This is a genomic window from Hyphomicrobium sp. ghe19 (genome assembly GCF_902712875.1).
Classification (GTDB): Bacteria; Pseudomonadota; Alphaproteobacteria; order Rhizobiales; family Hyphomicrobiaceae; genus Hyphomicrobium_B.
In genome coordinates, this window is sequence record NZ_LR743509.1 from 2,561,694 (window position 1) to 2,588,234 (window position 26,541).

Here is a 26,541-nt window from a genome sequence, read left to right on the forward strand (position 1 = left end):
CGGTTAACGGAGAGTAAACGTCCAGCTGTGATTTTATGTAGAAGTCTCGAGTTGCATTTGCTTGCGATTGAGGTGGCTTCCCCGCCCTCACAAGAAATACGACCCGAATAGGAAAGTAAGTGACCTTCGACGGTGCTTTGCACACCGCCGGAGTTTTTTCGAATTAGATGAGAATTGCGCTCTATTCGCGGACGGATTTCGTCTTTATGGCGACTTTCGCGGATGTCGGCCGGCCGAGCAGATGCCGTTCAGCTCAGCTTGGCGTTGAGCATTTTCAACGAGCCATGGTTGGTGAGATCGACGCTCAGTGGCGTGACGGAAATTTTGTTGTCCGCAATTGCCGCAAGATCGCTTCCGGGAACGAGCGTCGATTTCCGCCGTTCGAATCCGAACCAGAAATAGGGCGTGCCCCACGGATCAATTCGGCTGTCGATATCGAGCAGCGCTTGATCTCTGACGCCCTGCGATGTGACGGCAATGCCTTTCACTTCATGTGGATCGGCGTCGGGGAAATTGATGTTGATGAGGGTTTTCGGTTCCCATTTCTCTTCGAGCAATTTCTTGATGAGCGATGGCGCGTGCGCGAGCGGCGTTTCCCACAGCGCGCGCCTTGCGCCTTCCTCAAATCCCATCATCAGCGACAGCGCGATCGAGCGGATACCGAGAAGCGCGCCTTCCATCGCTGCCGCGACGGTGCCGGAATAGGTGGTGTCCTCGGCGAGGTTCGAGCCGTGATTGACGCCCGATAAAATGAGATCCGGCGGCTGGTCCTTGAGGATGTGGCGCACGGCCATGATTACGCAGTCCGTGGGCGTACCCGCGATGGCATATGTGCGCTCATCGAGCTTTCGCAGGCGAAGCGGCGTGTGCAGCGTCATCGAATGCGACGTGCCCGATTGGTTCGTCTCCGGCGCGACCGTCCAGACATCGGGCGAAATGCCGAGCGCAATCGCCTTCAGGATTTCCAATCCCCGCGCATTGATACCGTCGTCGTTGGTAATAAGAATTCGCATTTGTTGTTCCGCCGCGTTGTCTCCCTCGCCCCGTCCTTGCGGGGAGAGGGTCGGGGTGAGGGGCCGCAACAGCGATGCGGCAAGCGGCCGCCCCTCACCCTCACCCTAACCCTCTCCCCATGCGAAGTGCAGGGCATGGGGAGAGGGAATTTTAGGCTTTCTGTATTTGCGCGAGGCCACCCATATAGGGGCGAAGTGCATCGGGAATGACAACGCTGCCGTCTTCCTGCTGATAGTTTTCTAGAACCGCGATCAGCGTGCGTCCGACCGCGAGGCCCGAGCCGTTGAGCGTGTGGACGTAGACCGGCTTGCCACCGTCCTTCGGGCGGAAGCGTGCATCCATGCGGCGGGCCTGGAAATCACCGCACACCGAGCAGGACGAGATCTCGCGATAAGTGTTCTGCCCGGGCAGCCAGACTTCTATGTCGTAGGTTTTCTGGGACGCAAAGCCCATGTCGCCCGTGCACAGAAGCATTGTGCGGAACGGCAGGCCGAGGCGTTTCAGAACCTCTTCGGCGCACGACGTCATGCGCTCGTGCTCTTCGAGCGCTTTTTCGGGCGTGACGACGGAGACGAGTTCGACCTTCGTAAATTGATGCTGGCGGATCATGCCGCGTGTATCGCGTCCGGCTGCGCCTGCTTCGGAACGGAAGCATTGCGTCCAGGCGGTCATGCGCTTGGGGAGCTGCGCCTCATCCAGGATCTGCTCGCGGACAAGGTTCGTCAGCGGGATTTCGGCCGTCGGGATGAGCCAGAAGTCATTCGTGGTCTTGAAAAGGTCCTCGGCGAACTTCGGCAGGTTGCCGGTACCGTAGGCCGCCTGATCTTTAACGAGCAGCGGCGGGTTGACTTCGGTGTAGCCGAATTCGCCCGTATGCAAATCGAGCATGAAGTTGCCGATGGCGCGTTCGAGGCGTGCAATTGCGCCTTTGGTGACGACGAAACGGGCGCCTGAAATTTTTTGCGCGGCTTCGAAATCCATCAGGCCCAGCGCTTCGCCGATTTCGAAGTGCTGTTTCGGCGTGAAGGCGAACGTCCCGGGTTTGCCGACTTTGCGGATTTCGACGTTGCCTTTTTCGTCCGTCCCGAACGGCACGTCCTCGCGCGGTGTATTGGGTATGACGGAAAGCGCGTCGCGAATTTCCGCGTCGAGCTTGCGCTCGTCCTCTTCGCCTTTGGCGATCGCCTGCTTGAGTTCGGCGACCTCGGTCATCAGCCGCGTTGCGGTTGCTTCGTCTTTCGCGGCCTTCGCCTTGCCGATTTCCTTCGATGCCGCGTTCCGCTGAGATTGCGCTTCCTGCAACTCGGTCAGGAGCGCGCGGCGCTTTTCGTCGAGGGCGATAAGGCTCGCCGACTGCGGCTCGAGCCCGCGTCTGCGCAGACCCTCATCGAAGGCGGTCGCGTTGTCTCTGATCCATTTGATGTCGAACACGGGTCGGCCTCTTCACGTGCGGGGTGCGTGGAGCCGTCCTATACGATGCTTTTCGCCCGGTCCAGGGGCGCAAAGAACGGGGATGACGCCCGGTAATGCAGACGTCATCCCCGAAAGGCCTTAGCGGCAGTCCCATAATCCGAACTGGGTGTATTCATGTGCCTCGCAGGCCGCGACCGAACCCGCGTCACCTGGAGAGGCCATCGCCAGCGTGGTGGCGGCGGAGGATAGCGCAACGGCAGCAACAATAAGCTTTAAAAATTTGGTCATCAAAAAACTCCCAAGGTTCAACAATGGAAACAACGAACTCCGCTCAAGGATGCGATGCCCGTTGTCTGGAGTATGTTTGACGACCTGGATGCGTTACTGCGGCATTGTGGAATGCGCGCGTTTCCGTCAGTGCGGAAACGAATGGCTGTTATGTCTGTGCCCTGGCTTTGGCCTGCTGTCTCTCAACGAAGCGGACGGCAAGGATAGACAATTCATAGAGCCCGATGGTCGGGATCGCCATGATGCACATACTCAGGGCATCGGGCGGCGTGAGAAGCGCAGCGGCAGCAAAGATTCCGACGATGGCGTAGCGACGGCCCTTGGCCAACGCTTCCGACGTCACGATTCCCGTGCGCGCTAGAAGCGTCAGGATGACCGGAAGCTGGAATACGATACCGAAGCCGAAGATCAGCGTCATGATCAGCGACAGGTATTCGGACACCTTCGGCAGCAGCTCGATCTCGGGCACGCCCTCACCCGACATATGCGTCAGGCCGATCGAGAAGCGGATCAGCACCGGCATCGCGATGAAATAGACCATCATCGCGCCGATGACGAAAAGCACGGGCGTCGCGAGCAAGTACGGCAGGAAAGCGCGGCGTTCGTTTTTGTAGAGACCGGGCGCGACGAACTTATAAATCTGCGTCGCGATCACCGGAAACGACAGGAAGGCCGCGCCGAACATCGCGAGCTTCACTTGCGTCATGATCTGTTCGAGAAAGTGGGTCGCGATCAACTTCACGTGGTCGCTGCCGGACGCCCACATGTAGGGCCACACGAGCACGTTGTAGATGTGGCCGGCAACCGAGAAGCATAGAAAGAACATGACGACGAAAGCGCCGAGCGCCCATATCAGCCGCTGGCGCAGCTCGATCAGGTGATCGAGCAACGGCGCCTTGCTGGCGTCGATATCATCTTGGCCTTCGCGCACGGGTTCGATACCCGGGGCTGCTGCCGTCGGCGGTAACCGCTCCTGCATCGCGTTAGGACTCCGTCCGCTCTGCGGGAGATGAATATTTCTCCGGGGATGCCGGTAGAGGCGGCGCCGGCAGCGGAGCTGCCGTCATCGGCGGAGATGGCGCCATTTCCGGCGCTGACGGCAACGGCAGTGGCGGCTGAGGCGAAATCGCTTGCGAAGGCTGCGGCGCGCTCGCGTTCGTTTCTATCTTCGTCGCGGAGCTCGCTTCGTCGATCGAGGACTTCGCCTTCATGACTTCCGAGTTGATCGAGTTCTGCATCTGCTCGACTTCCTTGCGCATCGAGTCGAGCTCGGCTTCGCGCATGGCGGCATCGAATTGGGCCTTGAACTCGTTCGCATGGCGACGCGCGACGCCGGCGTAGCGGCCGAGCGTCCGCATGAAGACCGGCAGTTCCTTCGGGCCGACGAAAACCAGCGTCACGATCCCGAGGATCAGAAGCTCGCTCCAGCTGATATCAAACATCCAGCAACCTTGTCGGGATCAGCCGCGAACTTATGAGCGTGAAGGGATCATCCGACCTTGGTGCGGTCAGGATTCACAGCCTCGTTCTCGATCGTACGCGGCGCAGGCTTAACCGGCTCTTCGTCGTCGGCCATGCCCTTCTTGAAACTCTTGATGCCCTTGGCGACGTCGCCCATCAACTCCGAAATCTTGCCACGGCCGAAAAGCAGCAGGGCAATCACCAGGAGCAGAAGAATGTGTTGTGCGCTAAAACCCATTGGAAGACCTCTCGGCGGCAGCACGGCGTTGGCCATTGGCTGAACCGCTTCCTCGTATCTATGTCCTTATCGCAGAACCACCAGTGCGCGGCAAGGTTTGCGAATGCGCGGCAGACCGGCAGAGGCTGCAAAATTCCTATTCGGGGTGGTGGTTTAGGCCCGCTTCACGGGATGAAGCAGAGAGCCGGGGCTCAAATTAATGATAAGTAATATTGCCCCCTCCCATCGACCGGCGAACCTGGAGGCGATTAGTCCTCGCCCTCTTTTTTCTCTGGCTCTCCGCTCTCGTCGGGCTCTTGGGCCTCGCTTCGCTCGTCGCCATCGTCCTCGAGGGGCAGCACCGACTGCTCTTCCTCCTCGTCGCCATCGTCGGTCAGCGGAAGCTCGTCGGGCATCAGAGCTGCGACGTCCGTCGGCGACGGCACGGTGAATCCCGGCGGCAGGTTGGCATCGAGAAGGCCCGCCGCCTTGAGATCGGCGAGGCCCGGCAGATCCTTGATGGTGTCGAGGCCGAAATGAATGAGGAAATCTTCCGTCGTGCCGTAGGTGAGCGGCCGGCCGGGCGCCCTGCGGCGTCCGCGCGGACGAATCCATCCGGCCTCCATCAACACGTCGAGCGTTCCGGGCGAGGTGGATACGCCCCTGATCTCTTCGATCTCTGCCCGCGTAACGGGCTGATGATAGGCGATGATGGCGAGCGTCTCGAGCGCCGCTTTCGAAAGCTTGCGCTCTTCCTTCTGCTGACGTTCGAGCAGAAACGAGAGGTCGTCAGCGGTGCGGAACTGCCAGCGTCCCGCGACGCGAACCAGCGTCACGCCGCGATCCTTGTATTCGGCCTGAAGGGCGATCAGCAGGCTATGGACATCGTCGTTGGCATCGAGGCAGCGCGCGAGAGACTTGGCGTCGAGGGGTTGGGATGAAGCGAAAAGCATGGCTTCGAGCCGGCGCAGCTTCTCGCGCTCGATACTTTTCGAGAGGTGATCGATTGCGGCGTCGGGGTCGCTTAGAGCGGCGGTTGACCGGCTCGCTGCTCCACCGGCGCGCGCCCCTTCCGCGTCCTCGCCGGGAGCCGTTTCACTTTTCTCGCGCGTGTTGTCCGACACCAATGTCAGTCTCGGCGGAACCATGGCTTTTTCGAGCCCCCTTATAGCGGTGTTTCGGCGTATCTAGCCGATCTTTTCCCACGTCGCCCCTGCTTCGCGTTTGCGCATATAGATCGGCGCGAAAGGTTCATCCTGGCGAAGCTCGATTAACCCTTCGCGCGCCATCTCGAGAGTTGCGCCGAAAGAACTTGCTAGCGCCGAACGCTCTTCCTCGTTCCTCGGCAGATATTGTTCGAGGAACAGATCAAGTTGCGCCCAGTCGCCGGCGCTTGCTCCGACCAGTCTTTCGAGACGCTGCCGCGCCTCCTTGATCGACCAGACGCGCCGAGCCTTTACGACGTGGACGACGCGAATGGTGTGCTTTCTCTGGTCGGCGTAGGCCTTGAGCAGATCGTAGACCGTCACGGTGTAAGTCGTGTCGCGCGTGACCTTGACGTGCTCCGGCTGGCCGCGCGCAAACACATCTTGGTCAAGACGCCGGCGCGTCAGCAATATCGCAGCCTTGTCGCGCATCGCTTCGAGCCGCATCAGGCGGAACGACAGGCGCTGCGCCATCTCTTCGGCGGAGGCGGTCTCGGCGTTGTCCTTTTCCTTCGGCAGCAGAAGACGCGATTTGAGGTAAGCCAGCCATGCCGCCATGACGAGGTAGTCGGCGGCGAGCTCGAGCTTCATGAGCTGCGCTTCGGCGATGAAGCCGAGGTATTGTTCGACCAGGGCAAGGATCGAAATCTTCGTCAGGTCGACTTTTTGGGTCCGGGCGAGAGCCAGCAACAGGTCGAGCGGGCCTTCGAAGCCCTCGATATCGACGACGAAGGCTTCGCCGTCAGCCGGCATGTTTTCAAGGCCTGAAGCGTCCCAGCCGGAGTCACCGCTTTCGCCTTGCGCTGCCGTCTCGTCCATCGGATCTCGATTTTTTTTCCTGTCTGGCGCCGCTCGCGATCGAAGGCGCGGCGTTGACACTACACTGATTCAGACAGCGGGAGTCTGCTGGCCCTGGAGGCCCGCCAAGAGTTGCAGCGCCTCCTCTTTATGGTAGGGTTCGATGCGGCTGATGCAAGAGCAAGCGGCCGCGAATCTTTCGGCGGCTCGGCCTTCGAGGGCCGGCACGCCTTCTGCCGCCGCCCGCATTTCGTCGAGATCGCCGTTGCAATGGAGCGCGAGGTCCGACCCTGCGGCAATTACCGCTTCGGCCCGCGCTCGCATCGGCCCGCTCAGCGCTTTCATGCTGAGATCGTCGCTCATCAGAAGGTTATCGAAGCCGATTTCGCCGCGGATGATCTCGCGCGTCACGATGGCTGACGTGCTTGCCGGATTGGCGGCATCGATTGTCGAATAAACAACGTGGGCCGTCATCGCAGCCGGCAGGCCTGCCAGCGCCTTGAAGGGGGCGAAGTCCGTCTCCGACAGCGTTTGGCGCGAGGTCGAAACGACGGGCAACGACAGGTGGCTGTCGGCCGTCGCCCGGCCGTGACCGGGAATATGCTTGACGACCGGAACGACACCGCTCGCGAGATAGCCCTCCGCAACGGCCTCCGCCAATGCCACGACCTCCGCGACAGTTGAGCCATAAGCGCGGTCGCTGATGATCTCGTGCGAACCGTCGACGGGAAGGTCGGCCACGGGCGCGCAGTTCATCGTGATGCCGAACGCCCGGAGTTCCTCACCCGTGAGCCTTGCCACCGCGAAGGCTGCACGTATCGCCCGTTCTGGATCCTGAGCATAGAGCGCCGCGTAGACGGCTGCGGGCGGAAGCGATCGCGCAATCGGGGGCCTCAGGCGCTGGACGCGGCCGCCTTCCTGATCGATCAGGACGAGAAAATCCTGCCGGCCAACGGCGTCTCGCGCTTCGTCGACCAATCGCTTCAACTGGTCACGATCGGCGACGTTGCGGGCGAATAGAATCACTCCCGCCGGCTGGACGTCGCGATAGAAGCGCCGTTCGTCGTCCGTCATGGCGATGCCGGAGAGGCCGGCAATCAGGCTTGCGGTCATCGCAACTTGGCCCTCCGGGGCCGATGTCTTGGCGTATCAAACGCCGCTCAAATGCAACCGGCCGGTGCGGGTGCACCAGCCGGGTAAATATCACGGACGTTCAGGATATCAGTAAGAGGTGACCCAGCAATCTTTGTAGCCTTGAGCCTTGAGCTGCGAACACACGTTGCTCGCCTCTTCCCGCGATCCCGGCGGCCCGACGACGAGGCGGTCATAGGGGCCCTTGGCGAGGGTTGCGGACGCGATGTCCGGCGTTTTTCCTGCGAGTGCGCTACCGTATTTCTGCTGCATGTCGGCAAAGCGCTTCAAAGCGTCGATGCGGCTTGTATCGGAGCGGGGGACGGATGCGAGCACGGCGACGAAGCCGGTCCCCCCTCCTGAAGATGGGATAACCGGGGGTGCATCCGCCGTAGCGTCCGTTTCGACCGTCGGCTCGGCCCGCGCGACCTTCTTGAGCTTTTTCGGCGGTGCAGCTGGAGCTTCAGCGCTGTCGTCGGCGCTTCCGGTCGCATCGACGGAATTGATTTTCGCGATTTTGACGGGCTTCACCACCTTCTTGACCGGCGCGGGCGTTGCGGCCTCGGCATTCATTGGTTGGGGCCGTACGGGCGGGCTATTCATCGTGGGGGCGGTCGCCGGACCGCCCATGCCCACGACCGGGTGCTGCCCGAAGTCCACCAGCGCGGTGCCTGGAACGCCAGTGTCACCCGGCTGGGGCTGCTGATCAGGTGGGGTGGAAGACTGGATCGACCCGTCGCGGCCGACGACCAAAGTCGAGACTTTGCGTGCGCCGCCATCGTCGGCGGGCGATGAGTTCGCCGAGTCGCCGGAGCTGTCAGACGGCGCGCCTTGGCCGGAATTGTTTGCCTCATCCGCTTGCGCCGACGATGTGCCGTCGCCCAGGCGGCCCATGATCTTCGTATCGGAATAGGGAAATTGCTTTCCGCCGGCGTCGGCGGGCTTCGTCTTCGAGGGCAATTCTGCGCTCTTGATGACCGGCGGATCACCCTGTGGATTGGAGGGGCCCGTGAGTTTTTTGTACCCATAGGCCATGGTGCCGCCGATCACGATGGCGCCGACGAGAGCCGCCACGATCATCAACGGCCGGCGGCCGCGGGGCGCCTCTTCTTCGTCCTCGTATTCGACGTCTTCCTCGCCGTAGACGGGCTCCAACTCGCCGCCTTCGGCTTGGCCGAAACCGAGTTGTGCATCCCCGTGGTGGGACCCATGATTCTGCTGATACGGGTCGTGCTCAAAACTGTCATGGGGACCTGCCCAGTCGGCCGCGCTCAACTCGTTGTCGTGATACTGCTGTTGTCCGAAGGTCGGCTGCGCATGCATCGGCTGTGGTGCCGGTTGCGGGGCAAACGAGGGGGCCGCGTAGCTGCCGTTATCAAAGCCGTGCGGATCTGCGTTCCGGTCTAAATTCCGTGCGGGCCACTGCGGCGCCGGTTGGCTCTGGGCACCGTAGCCCTGCGCCGGCTGCGCCTGCTGGGGGGCGAAGCTTGGCCGCGACGGCGGCACGTAGGGCTCGAATTGCGGGGCATAAGGGTCAGCCTGCTCGGCGTGGGCCGGCTGTTGATAGCCGCCGTAGCTTCCGCGGCTCGGGGCTGCAGACGGCTGCAGCTCGCTCCACTGGCCACCGCCGCCATAAGCCTGCGGCTCGGGCGCCTGGGCGCCGAAACCGGGCTCGGGAAAGGTTGGATACTTCGGCGCGGGCTGCTGGTGCTGACCATGCTGGCGCTGGTCGTGCTGACGCTGGCCTGGCCAGCCATTATCCGATTGCGGCGCGCGCGATGGCTGAGGCTGCGGATTGACCCACGGCGGCTGGGAATTTTGCGGTTGCGCGTTGGGGCGGGCAGCCGGCCTGGCGGCGTTCGGCCCGGGAAATGCGTTCTGCGAGGACATCGCGGAAACCCCCTTAAAGTGGGGCGCAAGCTGTGGTTGCGCCTAATCGTCGATTCGAGACTTTAGCGCATCGCTTCGGGCGCCTCGACGCCGAGGATTTGGAGTCCCGATCTTATCACCGTCTTTGTCGCGAAAATCAGCCCCAACCTCGCCGAAGTCGCAACCCCGTCATTTGCCTGAATAAATCGTAAATGTGGCGAATCATTGCCTCGTGTCCATTGGGTGTGGAGAGCGCTCGCGAGGTCGTAGAGATAGAATGCAACCCGATGCGGCTCGTGCGCCGCCGCTGCTCCCTCGATCAGTCGTGGGAAACTCGCGAGGCGCCGGATCAGATCGAGCTCTCCCGGATCCGTCAGGATCGAGAGGTCGGCCTTCTCGAGAGCTTCAACAGACACGTCTAATCCGGCAACCTGCTCGACTGCGTTCCGTAGAACACTCGCCGCCCTAGCATGCGCGTATTGCACGTAGAAGACGGGGTTGTCCTTCGACTGCTCCGTCACTTTGGCGAAATCGAAGTCCAGCGTTTCCTGGTTTTTCCGGTAGAGCATCATGAAGCGAACGGGGTCGCGGCCGACCTCGTCGACAACATCGCGCAGCGTCACGAAGGTGCCGGCCCGCTTCGACATCTTGTACGGCTCGCCGGCTTTGAAGAGCCGCACGAGTTGCACGACCTTCACGTCGAGGTCTGCCGTTCCATCGGACAGCGCCGTGACCGCCGCCTTCATTCTCGGGATGTAACCGACGTGATCGGCGCCGAAGACGTTGATCAGGTGGCGGAAGCCACGTTGCAACTTGTCGTAGTGGTAGGCGACGTCGCCGGCGAAGTACGTGTAGCTGCCATCGGATTTCTGCAGCGCGCGGTCTTCGTCGTCGCCGAAGGCCGTCGACTTGAAGAGCGTCTGGACGCGATCTTCCCACTCGGCATCGTCGTGGCCCTTGGGCTTTTCGAGCGTGCCCTCGTAGATCAGGCCCTTCTTCCGCAGCACTTCGATCGCGGCCTTGACCTGATCGCGGCCGTCCGTGAGGGATGCTTCCGAGAAAAAGACGTCATGGCGAATGTTGAGCGCGGCCAGATCGTCCTTGATCATCTCCATCATCCTCGAAATGGCGAAAGAGCGGACGAGCGGCAGCCAGCGCTCTTCGGGCATGTCGAGCAGCGACGTGCCGTGGTCGGCCGCCAGCGCTTCACCGACCGGCTTCAGGTATTCGCCCGGATAGAGGCCCTCGGGGATCGCGCCGATGTTCTCGCCCAGCGCCTCGCGGTAACGAAGAAACGCGGACCGCGCGAGCACGTTCACCTGGCCGCCGGCGTCATTGATGTAATATTCGCGCGCCACGTCGAAGCCCGCGAAGACGAGGAGGTTCGCCAGCGCATCGCCGAATACGGCACCGCGGCAATGCCCGACGTGCATCGGACCGGTCGGGTTTGCCGAAACGTATTCGACGTCGAGTTTCTCGCCGTGGCCGGCTGCGCCGCGGCCGAAGGCCGATCCCTCTTTCAGAATCGTGCGGACCAGCGACTGCCAGACGCCGGTCTTGAAGGTGATGTTCAAGAAGCCTGGTCCGGCGACGTCGATCTTGGCGACGTCGGGCGCAGTTTCGAGCTTGGCTTTCAAAGCTTCCGCGATGTCGCGCGGCTTCATCTTTGCAGACTTCGCGAGAACCATCGCGGCGTTGACGGCGACATCGCCGTGGCTCGGATCGCGCGGAGGCTCGGCGTCGAACGCCGGAAGGTCGATGTCCTTGGGGAGAAATCCCTCGGACTGAAGATCTGTCAGCGCAGTGCGGACCCGGGCAACGACGTCAGCGAAAACGTTCATAGGAATCCTTTTAATTCGCGCGGGCGACTCTCCTTCGTCGAGCCGGCCGCAAGCGCGGGAATGCGAAGCCTCGCGCCTAGCCCAGTTCCGGGGTGGCGTCAAACAGGCGGCGATGTTCCGCGAGCGCGTAGCGGTCGGTCTGTCCCGCCAGAAAGTCGCAAGCGACGCGCGCCCGGTGACGGTCATCAAGGCCCCGCAGCGCCTCGCGCCAGCCAGCGGGCAGCGTACCGGCATCGGAATAGTATTTCCTAAACAGGTCGCGAACCACGTTTTCGGCCTTCTCCATGACGTCGAGAACCCGCCGATGGTGATAGACGGCACCGAAGAGAAAGTTCTTCAGGTGCGCGAGGTCGAGCGTCATGGCGTCCGAAAAAGCAATTGCCGCGTTGCCCGCGGCGCGGATGTCGTCGGGGGAGCCTGGAGCTAACCCCGCAAGCCGCCGCCGGCTTTCGGTCACGACGTCACCGACCATCGCGGTGATCATGCGCCGGGTCACTTCGTAGATGGCGCGGCCACTCTCGGCGCCCTGTGCGACAGCCTTCACCTCGCCCGCGATCGGTCCGGCGAGCGGTGCTCCATGGAGCGTATCGAATGTGATCAGCCCGGCGCGAAGCCCGTCGTCGACGTCGTGCGAGAGGTAGGCAATATCGTCGGCGAGACTCGCGACTTGCGCTTCGGCGGAGGGCCATTGATCGAGCTTCAGGGAGCACCAGGCTTCGATGTGGCGCGCGACCTTGGCGACGGCGGACGCGCTCCGCACGGGGCCATTGTGTTTTGCCAGGCCTTCGAGCGTTTCCCAGGTGAGGTTCAGACCATCGAACGACAGATACTTCCGTTCGAGCGTGGTCACGACGCGAAGCGACTGCGCGTTGTGATCGAAGCCGCCGAAGGGGCGCATCTCGGTATCGAGCGCGCGCTCGCCCGCATGTCCGAACGGCGAGTGTCCGAGATCGTGGGCGAGCGCGATCGTTTCCGCGAGGTCTTCGTCGAGCCGAAGCTGCCGTGCAATCGTGCGGGCGATCTGCGCCACTTCCAGTGAATGGGTCAGGCGCGTTCGAAAGTGATCGCCCTCGTGCGGCAAGAAGACTTGCGTCTTATAGGTCAAACGGCGGAAGGCGGTCGAATGGAGCACCCGGTCGCGGTCGCGCTGGAATGGACCGCGTGCGCCGCATTCCGATTCGGCATGGTAGCGGCCGCGGGATGGAACTCCGCTCGCGGCATAGGGGGCCGGAGAGCGTTCTCCCGGCCTTAGGCTCAGCCCGTAATCCAGGGTCTCGGAGACCGGTTTAAGGCTCGCTATCATTGTTCGATGCGCTTAGCATTTGACTTCGTCAGCCGCTTTCCTATCTCTTGCGTACGGCCGCCGCTAGTGGTGGTGGTTGGATAACTGTCTGCAACCGATGACACAAATGACCATTACCGTCACAGAGCGCGCCGCGACCCGAATTTCCGAGATAACCGCGACCGAGGCGGAAGCGCCGATTTTGCGCGTTTCGGTCGAGGGCGGCGGTTGCTCCGGTTTTCAATATAAGTTCGATCTGGTCGGCGCCCGAACCGATGACGACCTCGTCATCGAACGAAACGGCGCAATCGTCGTCATTGACCCGGTTTCGGCGCAATACATGGAGGGCGCCCAGATCGATTTCGTCGACGATCTCATCGGCGCCGCTTTCAAGATCACCAACCCGGTCGCCACCGCCTCATGCGGTTGCGGGACCAGTTTTTCGATCTGAATCATCCCGATTTGATTTGTCGCTGATTGAGTGGCACATCTGGTTTTCGGTTCATCGCATCTCGTGCACGCGAACCGGTGCTCCCTTCGCTTGAAATCGCCCCCTCGCCATGATCATCGCAACTTGGAACATAAACGGCGTCAAGGCGCGGCTTGAATCGGCGCTCGCATACCTGCGCCAGCATTCCCCCGACGTCGTGTGTCTTCAGGAAATCAAGTCGGTCGACGAAGGCTTCCCGACTTCGGCTTTTCAGGATCTCGGCTACAACGTCGAGACCAATGGGCAGAAGGGCTTCAACGGCGTCGCCATTCTCTCGAAGTCGCCGCTCGAAGATGTGACGCGCGGTTTGCCCGGCGATGAACTCGACCAACATGCGCGCTGGATCGAAGCGTCGGTCGCGCTCGGCGACAGCATGGTTCGCGTCGTTTCCCTTTATCTGCCGAACGGCAATCCGATCGGCACCGAGAAGTTCGCCTACAAGCTCGCATGGATGAAGCGGATGCAGGCCCGGGCAGCCGCTCTGCTCGAAGACGAGATGCCACTTGTGCTCGCGGGTGACTTCAATGTCATTCCGGAAAATGAAGATGCGAAGCGTCCTCAGGCTTGGGTCAACGACGCGCTGTTTCAGCCTGAGAGCCGCGCCGCTTGGCGCACGCTCGTCAATCTCGGTTTTACGGATGCGACGCGCGCCTGCCATCCTGGGCCCGGCGTTTACACGTTCTGGGATTATCAGGCCGGGGCGTTTCAGAAGGACGACGGCATCCGGATCGACCACATGCTGCTGTCGAGCCAAGCCGCCGATCTCTTGCGCTCGTCAGGCATAGATCGCGATACGCGGGCGCAGGAAAAGCCGTCGGATCACGTGCCGGTCTGGATCAAGCTGAATTCTTGAGGCGTTTCGCGGCCGGCAAACATTCTCGATGCGTTTGGCGACTCTCCTTCGTCGAGCCGGCCGCCAAACGAAAATCGAAAACTCTTAGCGAGCCGTGGACTCGCCGGCTCCAAAGCCGAGCATTGGGGCTGACGACGACAAAGCGGGCGCTGACGGCGACGCGGCTGAGGGCTGCAACGAGGTCGCCGCCGGAATGACCGCGTTTCGCTGAGGCGAAGCCGACGGTGCCGACGTGATGACTTGCGTCCCGGCGGCAGGCGTGACGACGCCCATTGGACGTACCAGTTCGCCGTTCGAGCACGTTCTCACAGGTTCGGCCGCTAAATTATCGAGACCGTCCTTGCTGTCGCGCGCCGCGGGGCTGCGGCCATAGAGGTTATGCCATTCGGCGACGCGTCCCGTCGCTTGCAGGCGGACGCCCTCGCCCGCGTTGCAGAAGATGTTCTGATAGATGTCCTCGATCCACACGCGCTCGCTCAGCGGCGCGTTGGCGACGGCAACGTCGATGAGGTTCAGCGCGGCGGTCGGGTTCTTCTCGACGAACTTTCCGCGCCACATCAAATCGGCGAGGAACGCCTGAGCGCCGGGATGACCGGCCTGCGACAGGCGCGACAGCCAATGGCGGCCGTTCGCAATTTTGCTCGACGGGTCTTCGAAGCCGGCGACCGAAATGTCCGGCCCCTCGCCTCTCAGAAACACCTTGGCGAGTTCAAACTGCGCGTCCTCGTCGTTGAAGGTCAGCGCGGCTCGTTGCAAAGCACGATTCGCTGCTTCGACGTCCGGCTTCACGCCTGCATTGGTAACACCATTTCTCAGATATGTCGAAACGGCTGTCAGGGATTTCGCGGCGATCGGCGCAAGATTGTCGTCGTCCGGATCGACATCTTGCAGATCGTCCGCAAGCGACTTGTACAAGCGGAAAGCTTTACCGTGGTCGGTGTAGGCACCTTCGTTATCGCCATAGATGCGCGCCATGTAATAGCGCGCGATCTGCGGTTTCGAAGCCTCGAGCGCTTCGAATGCGGGCAACGCCAGTTCGTAGTAACCGCCGTTGAACGCCGATATTCCTTGCTTCATCGCATCGTCCGGCGAGCGGAAGACAATGTCTCCCGCCATCGCCGAACCCAGCATCAGAAGGGTCGCAACGCTTCCCGCAAGTGCAAGCCTAAATGTCCGCATAGCAGAGAACTTCCGCCTTTCCTCCCGCATGGGTGACAGCGCCATAGCGCGCCGGTCCCACTTGGTCCGCAAATTTCCTCAGTGCCCCCGACTGATACATGTTCGGCGGCGCCTTCCAGGTCTTGCGACGCCGTTCCAGCTCTTCCTCACTGACCTCGAGGTCGAGCGTCCCCTTTTCAGCGTCGATCGTGATGATGTCGCCATCCTGAACCAGCGCAATCGGACCACCAACGGCTGCTTCCGGTCCGACATGACCGATGCAGAGCCCGCGTGTGCCGCCCGAAAAGCGTCCGTCCGTTATGAGTGCTACGTTATCGCCAGCGCCTTGGCCGTAAAGTGCGGCCGTCGTCGACAGCATTTCGCGCATGCCCGGACCGCCCTTCGGTCCCTCGTAACGGATGATGATCACATCGCCAGCCTTGTACTTTCGATCTTCAACCGCCTGGAATGCATCTTCCTCACAGTTGAAGCACAATGCCGTGCCGCGGAATTTCTGCGTCTTCAGACCCGCGACTTTCACAATCGCGCCGTCGGGAGCGAGCGTGCCCTTAAGGCCCACGACGCCGCCCGTCGGCGTGATCGGATTGGAAACCGGAAATACGACTTTCTGATCGTGATTGAATTTCACGCTCTCGAGATTTTGCGCGAGTGTCTTACCGGTCACGGTGATGCAATCGCCGTGCAAAATTCCGCCCTCGAGCAGAGCCTTCAGGATCTGCTGAACGCCGCCGATGTCGTAGACGTCCTTGGCGACGTATTTTCCGCCCGGCTTCAAGTCGGCGATATAAGGCGTCCGCTTGAAGATCTCGGCGACGTCGAACAGATCGAAATCGATGCCGACCTCGTGAGCCATGGCGGGCAAATGCAGCGCGCCGTTGGTCGAGCCGCCGGTTGCCGCAACGATGATGGCCGCGTTCTCGAAGGCCTTGCGCGTGCAGATTTCGCGCGGACGAAGGCCATCGGCGATGAGACGCATGACGGCCTTGCCGCTTTCGTGCGCGTAGGCATCGCGGCTTTCGAACGGAGCAGGCGCACCGGCCGAACCCGGAAGCGCCAAGCCGATGGCTTCCGAAACGCAGGCCATCGTGTTCGCCGTGAACTGGCCACCGCAAGAACCGGCCGATGGGCAGGCGACGCATTCAAGCTCGTGGAGTTCCTCCGCCGACATTTTGCCGGCGTTATGCATGCCGACGCCCTCGAAGACGTCGACGACGGTGACGTCGCGGTCCTTGAAGCGGCCGGGCAGAATCGATCCGCCGTACATGAAGACGCTCGGCACGTTGAGCCGCAGCATCGACATCATCATGCCGGGCAAGCTCTTATCGCAGCCGGCGATGCCGACGAGAGCATCATAGGAATGGCCGCGCATCGTGAGCTCGATCGAATCGGCGATGACTTCGCGCGAGACGAGGCTCGACTTCATACCCTGGTGGCCCATGGCGATGCCGTCGGTGACGGTGATGGTGCAGAATTCGCGCGGCGTGCCGCCTGCTTCCTTGACGCCGGTCTTCACAGCTTGCGCCTGGCGCATCAGCGAAATGTTGCACGGCGCGGCTTCGTTCCAGCACGATGCGACGCCGACGAACGGGCGGTTGATCTCCTCCTCGGTCAGGCCCATCGCATAATAATACGAACGGTGCGGCGCCCTCGAGGGGCCCTGCGTCACGTGACGGCTCGGAAGCTTCGATTTATCGAACGTCTTGGCGTCCATTTATTCCTCTTTGGGCATCCTTGCCCTTGTCAAACCACCCGGATTCGGATGGCGCAGGGATGCCAGTCGCGTGGGCTCGGCGAAAGTGCTCTGCCTGATAAAAAATGACGCTGCATAAGCCAACGCCGGACGTCAGCAGGTGCGCGGTCATTGTGGCTCGAAAGTGGCGCGGTGGCTCCAGAAAGTTGCTTAACCGCCACATCAGCTATGCAACCCACCGATCATCGTTAACGGGTGCGCTGACTGTGTCGAAAATCGTGGCCCCGCGCGTTGCATCGACGACGGCCGCTGGCTGTGCCATTTGGGCTGAGATTTCGACGCGACAAGGGCCCGAGTTTGTCGTCCGGGAGACATTTCTTTACGGGCAGCCATGCTTAAATGTGGGCGGTCGCGCTCCAACCCAAGCGGAATTCTTCGATGACTTCAGCCCCGGCGGCCAATCCGGCCTTCCCGAGTTATTGCCGCTTTATCGCTCGCCGCGGCGCTACCCCTGTCGACGGCACCGTGTCCCTCGGGGCGTCCGGCATCGAGATCGACCTCCCCGGCGGTTCTCGGCATACCTGGCCGTACGCCAAACTCCGCTCCGAGGAGCCTATCCGGCGAAACGCCATCGACGTTCTGCTGACGTCCGGCGATGAGCCGGGCGCATCGCTCTTCGTCCAGGGAGGGGGCTTTGCCGCGGCGCTCAGGGAGCGCGCGCCGCGTCTGTCGGTCCGCGCAGCTTGGCTTCGCGAGAAGCGCATGTGGTTTTTTATTCTCGCGTTCATGGCGGGGCTGATCGCTGCGGTCTACCTGCTCGGCTTCAGTCCGTCGAAATCGATCGCGCAACACCTTCCCAACAGCTGGCGCGAGCGGCTCGGCGATGCCACCCGTTCATCGATGACCAAGGGCCATAAGGAGTGCGTCGACCCTGCCGGTCTCGCGGCTCTCACGCGGTTGACCGAGCGGCTTTCGCAAGGCGCGTCGGGAAACGTCCCGTTCCATATCCACGTTTACGACTGGCCTTTGATGAATGCCTTTGCCGTGCCGGGCGGCCAGATCGTCCTGACCAGCGGCTTGCTCGACAAATCGGAAAGCCCGGATGAGGCTGCTGGCGTCCTCGCCCATGAAATGGGTCACGGGATCGAACTCCATCCGGAATCTGCGATCATTCGCGGCGTCGGTCTTGGCGCGACGCTCGAAGTCATGCTTGGGAACACGACCGGCGGAGGGCTCGCCAACGTCGGGCTCATGCTGGCGCAGCTGGGCTATTCCCGCGACGCCGAACGGGAGGCCGACAAGCATGCGCTCGAATTACTCAAGGCGGCCGATATTTCGCCGAAGGGGCTCGGTAACTTCTTCACGCGCGTCACGAAGATGGAAGCCGAAGACGGCGACGAAGGTCCGGGCGCCTTCAGCTGGTTTCGCACGCACCCTCCGGCCGCCGAACGCGCGCGTGTCGTCAGCGAGCAGAAGGACTATCCTTCCAGCCCGGCGCTCAGCGCGGAAGCCTGGCAAAGTCTGAAATCGGTGTGCAAGAAAACGCGCGACCCGGAATAGTCGCAATCGCGCTGCGGAGCGCGGCATGCTTAGCCCGAAGTTCGTCAGATTTTGTCCGTAAGAGGACGATGACGGCGCGAACCAATCGCGTGCTGCAACGGAACTCTGCATGAAGCCGGTTTCAATCGTATTCGGATTTTTTCTCGTTGCCGCAGCGATTTACATCGGCTCGCCCTTCGCGACGGCCTGGGGCATTCGCGAAGCGGTTCGCAACGGCGATTCGGACTACCTCGCCACCGCCATCGAGTGGCCCACGGTTCGCGAAACGCTGAAGCCCTCGATTGCGCGGATCGCGCTCAATCTTCCCGATGCCAATGTCGATCCGGCAGCGAGCAACGGGCTCTGGACGCGCTTCAAAGCCTATTGGGGCCAAAGCGCCGTCGACGGCATCATCGAAACGTACGTGACGCCCGAGGGACTGCCGCAGCTTTTCACGCTGCGCAATAAGTACCGCGATCTGGTCGCCAGCGATGCCGACGAAGCGAAGACGACGCCCATTCTCGATCGGATCCAGCGCGCATGGGCTCGCGTGAAGCGCGCGGAGTTCACGAGCCCGACGAGCTTCGAAATCGACATGGAAGACAAGTACGACCCGACGCGGATTTATCTCGGCAAGCTCGAGCTACGATCCGTCGGATGGAAGCTCACGGAGCTCCGCGTCAAGTTTCTGACGACCGCGAAGAACGCGGTGCAGCGCTTTACGAGCACGGAATAGGGTGGCTCTAGAACACCCCGTTCTCGCGTCGTCATCCTCTGTTTGCCCTCTCCACACCGGCTGCGGCGATAATCGGTTTCCGGAAAGCTTGTGCACACGCGACTCCCGCAAGGGTCAGAGCTGCGCCGATGACGTGGAAGAACTTCACCGGCTCTCCTAACATCACGATCGCCGCCGCTGCGGTTAGAACCGGCAGCAGGTTCATGAACACGGCGCAACGATTCGGTCCGAGTTGTTGCACGCCGCGGATCCAAAGGAATGGCAGCACGACCGACGCGAGGCCGCCCGCATAGGCGATCAGCGGTAGAGTTTCGGCATTCAACTGACGAAGAGGCGCGGGCGTCGCAAGCAGTGCAGGAAACATCGCTGCCAGCGCGCATAGCGCCTGCATATAAGTCGATTGCCAACCTGTAATCGGCAAATTCCAGCGCTTCAGCAGTACGCCGTAGAGTGCGTAGACGAATGCCGCCATGAGCATCAGCGCGTCACCGGGGTGGATGCCATTTCTCGGCAAAGCGGAGATGTCGCCTCCGCTCACGAGATAAAGAAGCCCTCCGAAAGAAATAGCGCCGCCGAAAACCACGCCATACGTCGGCGGTTCGCCAAGCAGCGCTGCACTTAGCGCTACTGTCAACAACGGGGTCAGTGCCGTGAACACAGCCATGTTCGTCGCTGTCGTCGTCTCGGCCGCGAGATACGAAAGACTTTGAAACAAGCACATCGCAAGGAATCCGAGGATTGCGAACTCGCCGAGATGTGGCCAGATCGCGGCTCGGTTCCGCCACGCCGGCCGGGCGACGAATGCGCTCATAAGCATGACCGCAAACAACAGCCGATAAAACGTGATCGCCTGCGGTCCTATCGTGTGCGCCGACAAGCGCGAAACGATGACGTTGCCGGCCCACAGAACGATGGCGAGGAACGGATAGAGGAAGGCGAGTCTTTGGTTGAGCATGATGTCCGAGGTCCTACGAATGCGCCTCTCGTCGTAGGGGTTTCGGAACCGTCAGTCTCACGCTAGAGTGACCAATCTTGTCGAGATCGGGACATGCTCGAAGATTTGCTTTCACGCCACTTGGATTTTCACGCAACCGCCCGCCCTGTGGCCGCGATGGAGGTCGACTACCCGAGCGGTTCTTCGACTGGACTGCACAGCCATCCGCGCGCCCAGCTTCTCTTCGCCGTTTCGGGCGTCATGATCGTTCGCTCGCCTGCGGGCTCCTGGGTTGTTCCGTCTAACCGTGCGGTCTGGCTTGCGGCGGGGCTCGAGCACGAAGTGGAGATGCGCGGAGAGGTGAAGATCCGCACCGTTTTTGTGGATCAGGACGCCTCCCCTCACCTGCCCCGGGGCAACTGCGTGATTGCGGTAAGTCCGCTGTTGCGCGAACTGATCGTCGCTGCGGTCAAGGTTCCTGTCGATTACGAAAGCGGCTCGCGCGACGAGTGCCTCATGCAGCTTCTCCTCTATGAGCTGCGCGAGCTGGACGTGTTGCCGTTGCATCTTCCGATGCCCGACGACACGCGGTTGCGCACGATTTGCGAAGCTCTACTGCTGTCCCCTAACGACACCAGCACGGCAGGGGATTGGGCTGATCGCTTCGGCGTGACGTCTAAAACCGTTCATCGACTGTTTTTGAAGGAAACGGGTCTCACGTTCGGACAGTGGCGTCAGCAGGCGCGTTTGCTCTCAGCGCTCGAACGTCTCGCGCGTGGCGATAAAATCATCGATGTTGCGGTGGACAACGGCTACGCGAGCCAGAGCGCGTTCACCGCGATGTTCAGAAAGCACTTCGGCACGACGCCGAGCGCTTTCTATAAGTAACCCGCAAAATCGGAAGTGCTGCTTAGACGCTTTCCATACGCCGGAGGGCTGCCGAGAAGCGGATGATCTCGGCCTCGAGTTCGGCCTTGCGCTCCTTGGCTTCCTCGATCGCTTCCTCTTTGGCGCGCTCGATGAATTGCGGATTGGAGAGTTTGGCGTCCATCTTCTTCAAGTCGCCTTCGGCGCCTTCGATGGCCTTGGCGAGGCGACGCTTCTCGGCGGCCATGTCGATGATGCCAGCGAGCGGCAACGCCGCCGTCGTCTCTCCGGCGACGACCAGTGCCGCGCCTTTGGGTGCCGAATCTTCGAAGTCGATCTCGTCGATGCGGGCGACGCGCTTCAGCGTCTCCTCGTTGCGGCGGACGCGCTCGCGGATCACATCATCAGCGCCGACGATGACGAGCGGAATCTTGGCGCCGGCCGGCACGCTCATTTCCGTCCGCACCGAGCGGATCTCGGAGATGAGGTTCACCAGCCAGTTCACTTCTTCGACCGCGTCGATCTCGACGAGGCCATTGAGCTGCGGCCACTGGCTGAGGACGAGAAGGCTGTCGCGCTTCACGCCGTATTCGACCATGTGGTCCCAAAGCTCTTCGGTGATGAAGGGCATGAACGGGTGCAGCATCTTCAGAATCTGATCGAGCGTCCAAGCAGTGACGGCGCGCGTTTCAGCCTTCGCGGCTTCATCTTCTCCAGCGAGAAGCGGCTTGATCAATTCAAGGTACCAATCGCAGAACTGACCCCAGACGAAGTCGTAGATGGCAGCAGCCGCTTCGTTGAACTTGTAGGCTTCGAGCGCAGCGGTGACCGCCTTTGCCGTCAGCTCCGTTTCGCCGATGATCCATTTGTTGAATGTCTGCGACGCCGACTTCGGATTGAAGTCGCGCTGGCGCACGCATTCGTTCATCTCCGAAAAGCGAGCCGCGTTCCAGAGCTTTGTTGCGAAGTTGCGATAGCCTTCGACGCGCGATTTCGCGAGCTTGATGTCGCGGCCCTGCGCCGCCATCGCGGCAAGCGTGAAGCGCAGTGCGTCGGCGCCGAACTCGTCGATCAGGACGAGCGGGTCCATGACGTTGCCCTTCGACTTCGACATCTTCTGCCCCTTCTCGTCGCGGACGAGGGCGTGGATGTAGACGTCCTTAAAGGGGACTTCCTTCATGAAGTGGATGCCCATCATCATCATGCGGGCGACCCAGAAGAAGATGATGTCGAAGCCCGTGACGAGAACGCTCGTCGGATAATAACGCTCGAGTTCCGGCGTATCTTCGGGCCAGCCGAGCGTCGAGAACGGCCAGAGCGCGGAGGAGAACCACGTGTCGAGAACGTCCTCGTCGCGCGTCAACGGAACATCCTTGCCGTAGTGCTTATCGGCCAGAGCCTTTGCTTCTGCCTCCTCGGCGGCAACAAAGTATTCGCCGTCCGGGCCATACCACGCCGGGATTTGATGCCCCCACCAGAGCTGGCGCGAAATGCACCAGGGCTGGATGTTGCGCATCCATTCGAAGTAGGTCTTCTCCCAGTTCTTCGGGACGAAGTCGGTCTTGCCGCTTTCGACAGCGGCGATCGCGGGCTTGGCCAGCTCTTCGGCGTTGACGTACCACTGGTCCGTCAGCCACGGCTCGATGACAACGCCGGAACGATCGCCGTGCGGTACCGTATGGCTTGTCGGCTCGATCTTTTCGAGAAGACCCAGCGCGTCGATATCGGAAACGACCTTCTTCCTCGCGTCGAAGCGATCGAGGCCGCGGTAGGCTTCGGGCGCTTCGTCGTTGATCTTGCCGTAGGCGTCGAGAATGTTGATCTGCGCAAGATCGTGGCGCTTGCCGACTTCGAAGTCGTTGAAGTCGTGCGCGGGGGTGATCTTCACCGCGCCGGTTCCCTTCTCGGGATCGGAATATTCGTCGCCAACGATCGGGATCTCGCGGCCGACGAGCGGCAGCTTCACCTTGGCGCCCGCTTTGATCAGCGCCGCGTAGCGTTCGTCATCTGGATGCACGGCGACGCCGGTGTCACCCAGCATGGTCTCAGGCCGCGTCGTCGCGACGACGATGTAGTCCTTGTCGTAGCCCGGCACCTTTGCCGCCAACGGATAGCGGAAGTGGTACATGTGGCCGCTCGGATCTTTCGCGAGGACCTTTGCGAGTGCGGCCGCGTCAAACGGTTCGCCGCTCTCTTTCGACCACGTGAATTTTCCGCGCGCCTCAACCTGCACGACCTCGAGATCCGAGATCGCGGTCTGGAACTTCGGGTCCCAGTTGACGAGGCGCTTGTCCTTGTAGATGAGCCCTTCGTTGTAGAGCTGCACGAAGACTTTCACGACGGCCTTCGACAGGCCTTCATCCATCGTGAAGCGTTCGCGGCTCCAGTCGCAGGACGCGCCCAGACGCTTCAACTGCGTGACGATGGTGCCGCCCGATTCTTCCTTCCACGTCCAAACGCGCTTCAAGAATTCCTCGCGGCCGAGTTCGCGGCGCGACGGTTGCTTCTCCGCTGCGAGCTGGCGTTCGACGACCATCTGCGTCGCGATGCCGGCATGGTCGGTGCCGGGCTGCCAGAGCACGTCACGGCCGCGCATACGCTCGAAGCGGACAAGAATGTCCTGCAGCGTATTGTTCAGAGCATGCCCCATGTGGAGCGAGCCCGTGACGTTGGGCGGTGGGATGACGATCGAATAGGCGGCATTCTTGCCGCCGGACGCGCTCCGTCCGGCCTGGAAGGCGTTGGCCTTCTCCCATTCGGAATTGATACGCGGCTCGATTTCGGCCGGTCGAAAAGTCTTTTCAAGCATCTGAGGGAGCGTCGCTTATCAGCTATCTGGCCGGGGTTTTGGACCCCGGTCGTACGGCCGACCTTCGCCGGCTGTCAACCTTCGCTCCCTAATGTCCGGATATTCTCCGGTTGCAGGCACCCTTCGCGTCAACGACGCGAAGGTCCGTTGAGCGGTCCGTTGAGCCCGGAGCCAGCCTCGTTCATGAGGGCCTTCTCGACGATTTTGGGCATATTCTCGGTTAGCCACTGTCTCAGGATCGGCCGCAAAAGCTGGGCGGCCACGTCCTCAGCGCCATCGGCCGGTTCCGCGGAGGCGTAAAGCTCGGGGAGGCGCGGCGGTTGCGGGCGCTGCGGTTGCGCGCGCTGTGGCAGTTCGGCTTTGGGTGCGGGGGCCGGTGCCGGCTCGGGCTGCGGCTCTTGGACCGGCCGCGACATCGCGCTCATGCGATTGAGGCGGGTGTCGAAGAAGGTCGGCATGTTCCGCTTCTGGCTGTCGTTTTCGGCGGCAATCTTCTCGGCTGCGGCCGCAGAGTCTTCCGAGACCTCAACCAGGGTGACCGGCGGCGGTTCGATCATACGGCCGTGCGCCGGCTCGAACGGTATTACCGTGCGGGAGCGGTCGCGCTCCTGATGTCCACTTGACGCCAATGCTTCACTCAGCCTCCCAAGTAAATTGGGCCGCTCAGAGGTCTGTTGCACCGCCGTCTTGAATATGGCCGGCAGTTCGAACTCCGCGGCTTCATCTGCAATCGTGCTACGGCCGCGCAGAGTTGTGATGCGGACCTCGCGCTTTTCACTTTCAAACATCGGAGATCGATCGGCGATGCTGGTTCGGATCGATGCCAGAATGTCTTCGACGTCGTGCTTCGCACCATTCATCATTGTCATGACGCTTCCTCTTCTGCGTACGAACTTCAAATTCGCAGAACCGCGTCGGCAGCCCCGTGTTGCCCCTCCGGTTCGTCGTTTCTGGACAGATGAGGAAGTGTCTCAACGCGCCCCCATCACCCCAGTGACGTCGCGGGCGTCCCGATCATTCACGCTATGATCGATGCGTCCCCCCGCAGACACCAAACTAGGAGCAGGTCGAGGCAGCCGTGTGGCGAAAGCCACGCGCAAGAAAAAAATTTGTTGTAGCGGCTTAGCGTGTGGATGCGCAGCCGTGATCGATCTCCAAGACAAACGTCATGGAGCTGCGTTTTCCGGCGCTGATCAAGACCCTAGTCGCGGGGGTTCTTCTGACCTGGCAACAGCCGCTCGGACATTTCGCGGCGGAGCGCACGCTCGAGAATCTTCGGCATGTTCTCGGCGAGCCAAGTTTTGAGCAGCGGCCGCAGCAGATCGGCGACCGCGTCTTCCATCGGCCGATCGCCGCTGATCAATTCGTTCGACGGCGATGTGGCCTCGAGAGCGGATTCGGTGCTCTCGCTGCGAAGCGCGGGCGCAGCCGAGGGCTCCTGACGGGTGCGATCGGGCTCAACTGAGCGAACAGGTTGCTGAGGCTCGGGCGCGAGTTCCGCTGTCGGGATCGTTCTTTCCGGCACGCTCAATCCGAACGACGGCCGGAACGCTTCCGACAGAGGCTCGAGCTTGCGCGATGGCCCAAGCGTCGCGGAAACGCTTGGGACGACGAAGGTTTGACGCGGCTTCGGTGCGGACACCGGTGCTTCCGAGTTTCCGAAACCGGCGCTCTTCGGGACCTCGAAGGCATGGCTTGCATAAGAGCCGTTGGCTGCGCCATTCACTGGCATTTCATTGACGGCCGGCCGAGCGCTCGCGAACGGCGCCTCGAATGGTGTCATCGCCGGCTGGGGCGCCGGTGCGGCTTCGATTGGCCGGGCTGCTTCAACCTTCGGTTCGAATTTAGATTCGAATTTCGGTTCAGCCTTGGCTTCGAATTTCGGTTCGATCTTGGGTTCGAGCTTCGGCTCGATCTTGGGCTCAAACTTCGGCTCGAACTTCGGCTCGAACTTCGGCTCGAACTTCGGCTCGAACTTCGGCTCAATCTTCAGATCAGCCCTGACTTCGGGTTGCGGCTCAACCTTTGCCGCACTCTTCGCGAACGGCGACGGTCCAAGATCGAAGGCAAACGGATCGGCGCTGTCGGCCGGCTCGCCGGACGGAAACTCATCAGATGGCGCTTTGCCCGAGGATGCTGCGGGCTCTGCGGGCACTTCCGCTTTGCCAACCGTATCGTGAGGCGACGCGCTGCGGCCCTGACGTAGAGCATTCAGATCATCATTGAGCAGCTCAGCAAGCTGCGCCTCGATCCGTGCGGTATCGCTTTCGACAACTGGATGAACGTCGACGGGCGTCGCTTCAATGACCACGGCCGGTTCGACAGGTTTAGGTTCTGCCGCGATCGTTTCGATCGAGATCGACTCGATCGTGATCGATTCAACCGACACCGATTTTAGCGACGCTTCCGGCGACACGTTTCCGTTGCGCTCTTTCGGTGCGGGCTCCGCGGCCGGGAAATCATTTTTCTCGATCGGCGTGAACGATGGCGTCCGCTGCTCGGCTTTGCCCGCTGCAGTTCCTGCTTCCCTGCTATCTTCCGAGGGGCGCGACCTCAACGTCGACGGCTTTTCCGCATCGAGGGACGGGGCCGGATTTGAGAAACCGTGCGCCTGCTTGATCTCAGGCTCGGGATCAGCCGGCTGCGAGGATTTCAGAAAAGCCTCTCGCGACATGAAACCACGCTGAGGCGTGGGTGCGGACGGCGACGGCGCGGGCGACGTCTTCATGGCTGGGGAAAATGGAGCGCCCGGTCTCGGCGAAGTCGAAGGTGATCTCAGGCCGGACGAATCCTCCGCGATGATCTTGCGGATCGAGGCGAGGATTTCCTCCATGCTCGGCTCGGCTGTGGATTCCAGTCTCGACATACCCTACCTTTTTCGCAAACAAGCCGCTTTCACCGAAAGCGTAGCGAACTCACCGCACC

At 61.6% G+C, this 26,541-nt stretch carries 23 protein-coding genes; 5 read left to right on the forward strand and 18 right to left on the reverse strand.

The window, feature by feature from the left end:
* Positions 1-248: 248 nt before the first annotated feature.
* From surE to AACL53_RS12550, 12 genes are all read right to left on the reverse strand, one after another.
* On the reverse strand, positions 249-1,013 hold the full coding sequence (gene surE, locus AACL53_RS12495) for a 5'/3'-nucleotidase SurE (RefSeq protein WP_339084840.1): 765 nt from the start codon (positions 1,011-1,013) through the stop codon (positions 249-251).
* A gap of 151 nt (positions 1,014-1,164) precedes the next feature.
* Positions 1,165-2,445: a serine--tRNA ligase gene (gene serS / locus AACL53_RS12500; RefSeq protein WP_339084841.1), complete on the reverse strand. Its 1,281-nt coding sequence runs from the start codon at positions 2,443-2,445 to the stop codon at positions 1,165-1,167.
* A gap of 120 nt (positions 2,446-2,565) precedes the next feature.
* The gene (locus tag AACL53_RS12505) at positions 2,566-2,715 is read right to left on the reverse strand and encodes a hypothetical protein (RefSeq protein ID WP_339084842.1); all 150 of its coding nucleotides are present in this window, start codon (positions 2,713-2,715) and stop codon (positions 2,566-2,568) included.
* A 148-nt stretch (positions 2,716-2,863) separates the two neighbouring features.
* Positions 2,864-3,694 (reverse strand): twin-arginine translocase subunit TatC, encoded by an 831-nt coding sequence (gene tatC, locus AACL53_RS12510; RefSeq protein ID WP_339084843.1) that lies wholly within the window; start codon positions 3,692-3,694, stop codon positions 2,864-2,866.
* Positions 3,695-3,698: 4 nt separating this feature from the next.
* Positions 3,699-4,157, reverse strand: a complete 459-nt coding sequence (tatB, locus tag AACL53_RS12515; RefSeq protein WP_339084844.1) for a Sec-independent protein translocase protein TatB — start codon at positions 4,155-4,157, stop codon at positions 3,699-3,701.
* Between the two features lie 47 nt (positions 4,158-4,204).
* Positions 4,205-4,414, reverse strand: a complete 210-nt coding sequence (locus tag AACL53_RS12520; RefSeq protein ID WP_092868136.1) for a twin-arginine translocase TatA/TatE family subunit — start codon at positions 4,412-4,414, stop codon at positions 4,205-4,207.
* Positions 4,415-4,662: 248 nt separating this feature from the next.
* The gene (gene scpB, locus AACL53_RS12525; protein ID WP_339084845.1) at positions 4,663-5,541 is read right to left on the reverse strand and encodes an SMC-Scp complex subunit ScpB; all 879 of its coding nucleotides are present in this window, start codon (positions 5,539-5,541) and stop codon (positions 4,663-4,665) included.
* Between the two features lie 39 nt (positions 5,542-5,580).
* Complete coding sequence (locus AACL53_RS12530; protein ID WP_339084846.1) at positions 5,581-6,417, reverse strand: ScpA family protein; 837 nt, start codon at positions 6,415-6,417, stop codon at positions 5,581-5,583.
* Positions 6,418-6,486: 69 nt separating this feature from the next.
* Complete coding sequence (nagZ, locus tag AACL53_RS12535) at positions 6,487-7,509, reverse strand: beta-N-acetylhexosaminidase (protein ID WP_339084847.1); 1,023 nt, start codon at positions 7,507-7,509, stop codon at positions 6,487-6,489.
* Between the two features lie 108 nt (positions 7,510-7,617).
* The gene (locus AACL53_RS12540; protein ID WP_339084849.1) at positions 7,618-9,417 is read right to left on the reverse strand and encodes an SPOR domain-containing protein; all 1,800 of its coding nucleotides are present in this window, start codon (positions 9,415-9,417) and stop codon (positions 7,618-7,620) included.
* Between the two features lie 62 nt (positions 9,418-9,479).
* Entirely contained in the window at positions 9,480-11,237 is a 1,758-nt protein-coding gene (argS, locus tag AACL53_RS12545; protein ID WP_339084851.1) for an arginine--tRNA ligase, read from the reverse strand.
* Positions 11,238-11,313: 76 nt separating this feature from the next.
* Positions 11,314-12,540 carry a deoxyguanosinetriphosphate triphosphohydrolase gene (locus AACL53_RS12550; protein ID WP_339084852.1) on the reverse strand — a complete coding sequence of 409 codons (1,227 nt, stop codon included), beginning with the start codon at positions 12,538-12,540 and terminating at the stop codon, positions 11,314-11,316.
* Between the two features lie 106 nt (positions 12,541-12,646).
* Here AACL53_RS12550 and erpA point away from each other — a divergent pair, with 106 nt between their 5' ends.
* Both erpA and xth read left to right on the forward strand, forming a co-directional pair.
* Positions 12,647-12,970, forward strand: a complete 324-nt coding sequence (gene erpA, locus AACL53_RS12555) for an iron-sulfur cluster insertion protein ErpA (protein WP_339084853.1) — start codon at positions 12,647-12,649, stop codon at positions 12,968-12,970.
* Between the two features lie 109 nt (positions 12,971-13,079).
* Complete coding sequence (gene xth / locus AACL53_RS12560; protein WP_339084854.1) at positions 13,080-13,862, forward strand: exodeoxyribonuclease III; 783 nt, start codon at positions 13,080-13,082, stop codon at positions 13,860-13,862.
* A gap of 84 nt (positions 13,863-13,946) precedes the next feature.
* On the opposite strand, the gene AACL53_RS12565 is transcribed toward xth, so the two are convergent.
* Both AACL53_RS12565 and ilvD read right to left on the reverse strand, forming a co-directional pair.
* Positions 13,947-15,041, reverse strand: coding sequence for a sel1 repeat family protein (locus AACL53_RS12565; RefSeq protein WP_339084855.1), 1,095 nt, complete (start codon positions 15,039-15,041; stop codon positions 13,947-13,949).
* Positions 15,028-16,752: a dihydroxy-acid dehydratase gene (ilvD, locus tag AACL53_RS12570; RefSeq protein WP_339084857.1), complete on the reverse strand. Its 1,725-nt coding sequence runs from the start codon at positions 16,750-16,752 to the stop codon at positions 15,028-15,030. Before ilvD ends, AACL53_RS12565 begins: the two co-directional genes overlap by 14 nt.
* Before the next feature lie 417 nt (positions 16,753-17,169).
* Here ilvD and AACL53_RS12575 point away from each other — a divergent pair, with 417 nt between their 5' ends.
* Entirely contained in the window at positions 17,170-18,291 is a 1,122-nt protein-coding gene (locus AACL53_RS12575; RefSeq protein ID WP_339084858.1) for a M48 family metallopeptidase, read from the forward strand.
* Positions 18,292-18,400: 109 nt separating this feature from the next.
* Positions 18,401-19,006: a DUF2939 domain-containing protein gene (locus AACL53_RS12580; protein WP_339084859.1), complete on the forward strand. Its 606-nt coding sequence runs from the start codon at positions 18,401-18,403 to the stop codon at positions 19,004-19,006.
* Between the two features lie 31 nt (positions 19,007-19,037).
* On the opposite strand, the gene AACL53_RS12585 is transcribed toward AACL53_RS12580, so the two are convergent.
* The gene (locus AACL53_RS12585; protein WP_339084860.1) at positions 19,038-19,961 is read right to left on the reverse strand and encodes a DMT family transporter; all 924 of its coding nucleotides are present in this window, start codon (positions 19,959-19,961) and stop codon (positions 19,038-19,040) included.
* A 93-nt stretch (positions 19,962-20,054) separates the two neighbouring features.
* Here AACL53_RS12585 and AACL53_RS12590 point away from each other — a divergent pair, with 93 nt between their 5' ends.
* A complete protein-coding gene (locus AACL53_RS12590) occupies positions 20,055-20,828 on the forward strand; it encodes a helix-turn-helix transcriptional regulator (protein WP_339084861.1) in 774 nt (257 codons plus the stop codon).
* A gap of 22 nt (positions 20,829-20,850) precedes the next feature.
* Here AACL53_RS12590 and AACL53_RS12595 read toward each other — a convergent pair whose 3' ends face one another.
* From AACL53_RS12595 to AACL53_RS12605, 3 genes are all read right to left on the reverse strand, one after another.
* On the reverse strand, positions 20,851-23,616 hold the full coding sequence (locus tag AACL53_RS12595) for a valine--tRNA ligase (protein ID WP_339084862.1): 2,766 nt from the start codon (positions 23,614-23,616) through the stop codon (positions 20,851-20,853).
* A 128-nt stretch (positions 23,617-23,744) separates the two neighbouring features.
* A complete protein-coding gene (locus AACL53_RS12600; protein ID WP_339084863.1) occupies positions 23,745-24,485 on the reverse strand; it encodes a DUF2497 domain-containing protein in 741 nt (246 codons plus the stop codon).
* A gap of 332 nt (positions 24,486-24,817) precedes the next feature.
* Positions 24,818-26,482: a DUF2497 domain-containing protein gene (locus AACL53_RS12605; RefSeq protein WP_339084864.1), complete on the reverse strand. Its 1,665-nt coding sequence runs from the start codon at positions 26,480-26,482 to the stop codon at positions 24,818-24,820.
* Positions 26,483-26,541: the final 59 nt, after the last annotated feature.

What these genes read in the sequence shown, in the direction of transcription:
- argS (WP_339084851.1), bottom strand. Translation starts at nt 11,237, where the DNA reads ATGAACGTTTTCGCTGACGTCGTTGCCCGGGTCCGCACTGCGCTGACA.
- nagZ (WP_339084847.1), bottom strand. Translation starts at nt 7,509, where the DNA reads ATGACCGCAAGCCTGATTGCCGGCCTCTCCGGCATCGCCATGACGGAC.
- AACL53_RS12520 (WP_092868136.1), bottom strand. Translation starts at nt 4,414, where the DNA reads ATGGGTTTTAGCGCACAACACATTCTTCTGCTCCTGGTGATTGCCCTG.
- surE (WP_339084840.1), bottom strand. Translation starts at nt 1,013, where the DNA reads ATGCGAATTCTTATTACCAACGACGACGGTATCAATGCGCGGGGATTG.
- xth (WP_339084854.1), top strand. Translation starts at nt 13,080, where the DNA reads ATGATCATCGCAACTTGGAACATAAACGGCGTCAAGGCGCGGCTTGAA.
- AACL53_RS12550 (WP_339084852.1), bottom strand. Translation starts at nt 12,540, where the DNA reads ATGATAGCGAGCCTTAAACCGGTCTCCGAGACCCTGGATTACGGGCTG.
- AACL53_RS12590 (WP_339084861.1), top strand. Translation starts at nt 20,055, where the DNA reads ATGCTCGAAGATTTGCTTTCACGCCACTTGGATTTTCACGCAACCGCC.
- scpB (WP_339084845.1), bottom strand. Translation starts at nt 5,541, where the DNA reads ATGGTTCCGCCGAGACTGACATTGGTGTCGGACAACACGCGCGAGAAA.
- AACL53_RS12575 (WP_339084858.1), top strand. Translation starts at nt 17,170, where the DNA reads ATGACTTCAGCCCCGGCGGCCAATCCGGCCTTCCCGAGTTATTGCCGC.
- ilvD (WP_339084857.1), bottom strand. Translation starts at nt 16,752, where the DNA reads ATGGACGCCAAGACGTTCGATAAATCGAAGCTTCCGAGCCGTCACGTG.
- AACL53_RS12580 (WP_339084859.1), top strand. Translation starts at nt 18,401, where the DNA reads ATGAAGCCGGTTTCAATCGTATTCGGATTTTTTCTCGTTGCCGCAGCG.
- AACL53_RS12565 (WP_339084855.1), bottom strand. Translation starts at nt 15,041, where the DNA reads ATGCGGACATTTAGGCTTGCACTTGCGGGAAGCGTTGCGACCCTTCTG.
- tatC (WP_339084843.1), bottom strand. Translation starts at nt 3,694, where the DNA reads ATGCAGGAGCGGTTACCGCCGACGGCAGCAGCCCCGGGTATCGAACCC.
- AACL53_RS12600 (WP_339084863.1), bottom strand. Translation starts at nt 24,485, where the DNA reads ATGACAATGATGAATGGTGCGAAGCACGACGTCGAAGACATTCTGGCA.
- tatB (WP_339084844.1), bottom strand. Translation starts at nt 4,157, where the DNA reads ATGTTTGATATCAGCTGGAGCGAGCTTCTGATCCTCGGGATCGTGACG.
- AACL53_RS12595 (WP_339084862.1), bottom strand. Translation starts at nt 23,616, where the DNA reads ATGCTTGAAAAGACTTTTCGACCGGCCGAAATCGAGCCGCGTATCAAT.
- AACL53_RS12605 (WP_339084864.1), bottom strand. Translation starts at nt 26,482, where the DNA reads ATGTCGAGACTGGAATCCACAGCCGAGCCGAGCATGGAGGAAATCCTC.
- AACL53_RS12505 (WP_339084842.1), bottom strand. Translation starts at nt 2,715, where the DNA reads ATGACCAAATTTTTAAAGCTTATTGTTGCTGCCGTTGCGCTATCCTCC.
- AACL53_RS12530 (WP_339084846.1), bottom strand. Translation starts at nt 6,417, where the DNA reads ATGGACGAGACGGCAGCGCAAGGCGAAAGCGGTGACTCCGGCTGGGAC.
- erpA (WP_339084853.1), top strand. Translation starts at nt 12,647, where the DNA reads ATGACCATTACCGTCACAGAGCGCGCCGCGACCCGAATTTCCGAGATA.
- AACL53_RS12585 (WP_339084860.1), bottom strand. Translation starts at nt 19,961, where the DNA reads ATGCTCAACCAAAGACTCGCCTTCCTCTATCCGTTCCTCGCCATCGTT.
- AACL53_RS12540 (WP_339084849.1), bottom strand. Translation starts at nt 9,417, where the DNA reads ATGTCCTCGCAGAACGCATTTCCCGGGCCGAACGCCGCCAGGCCGGCT.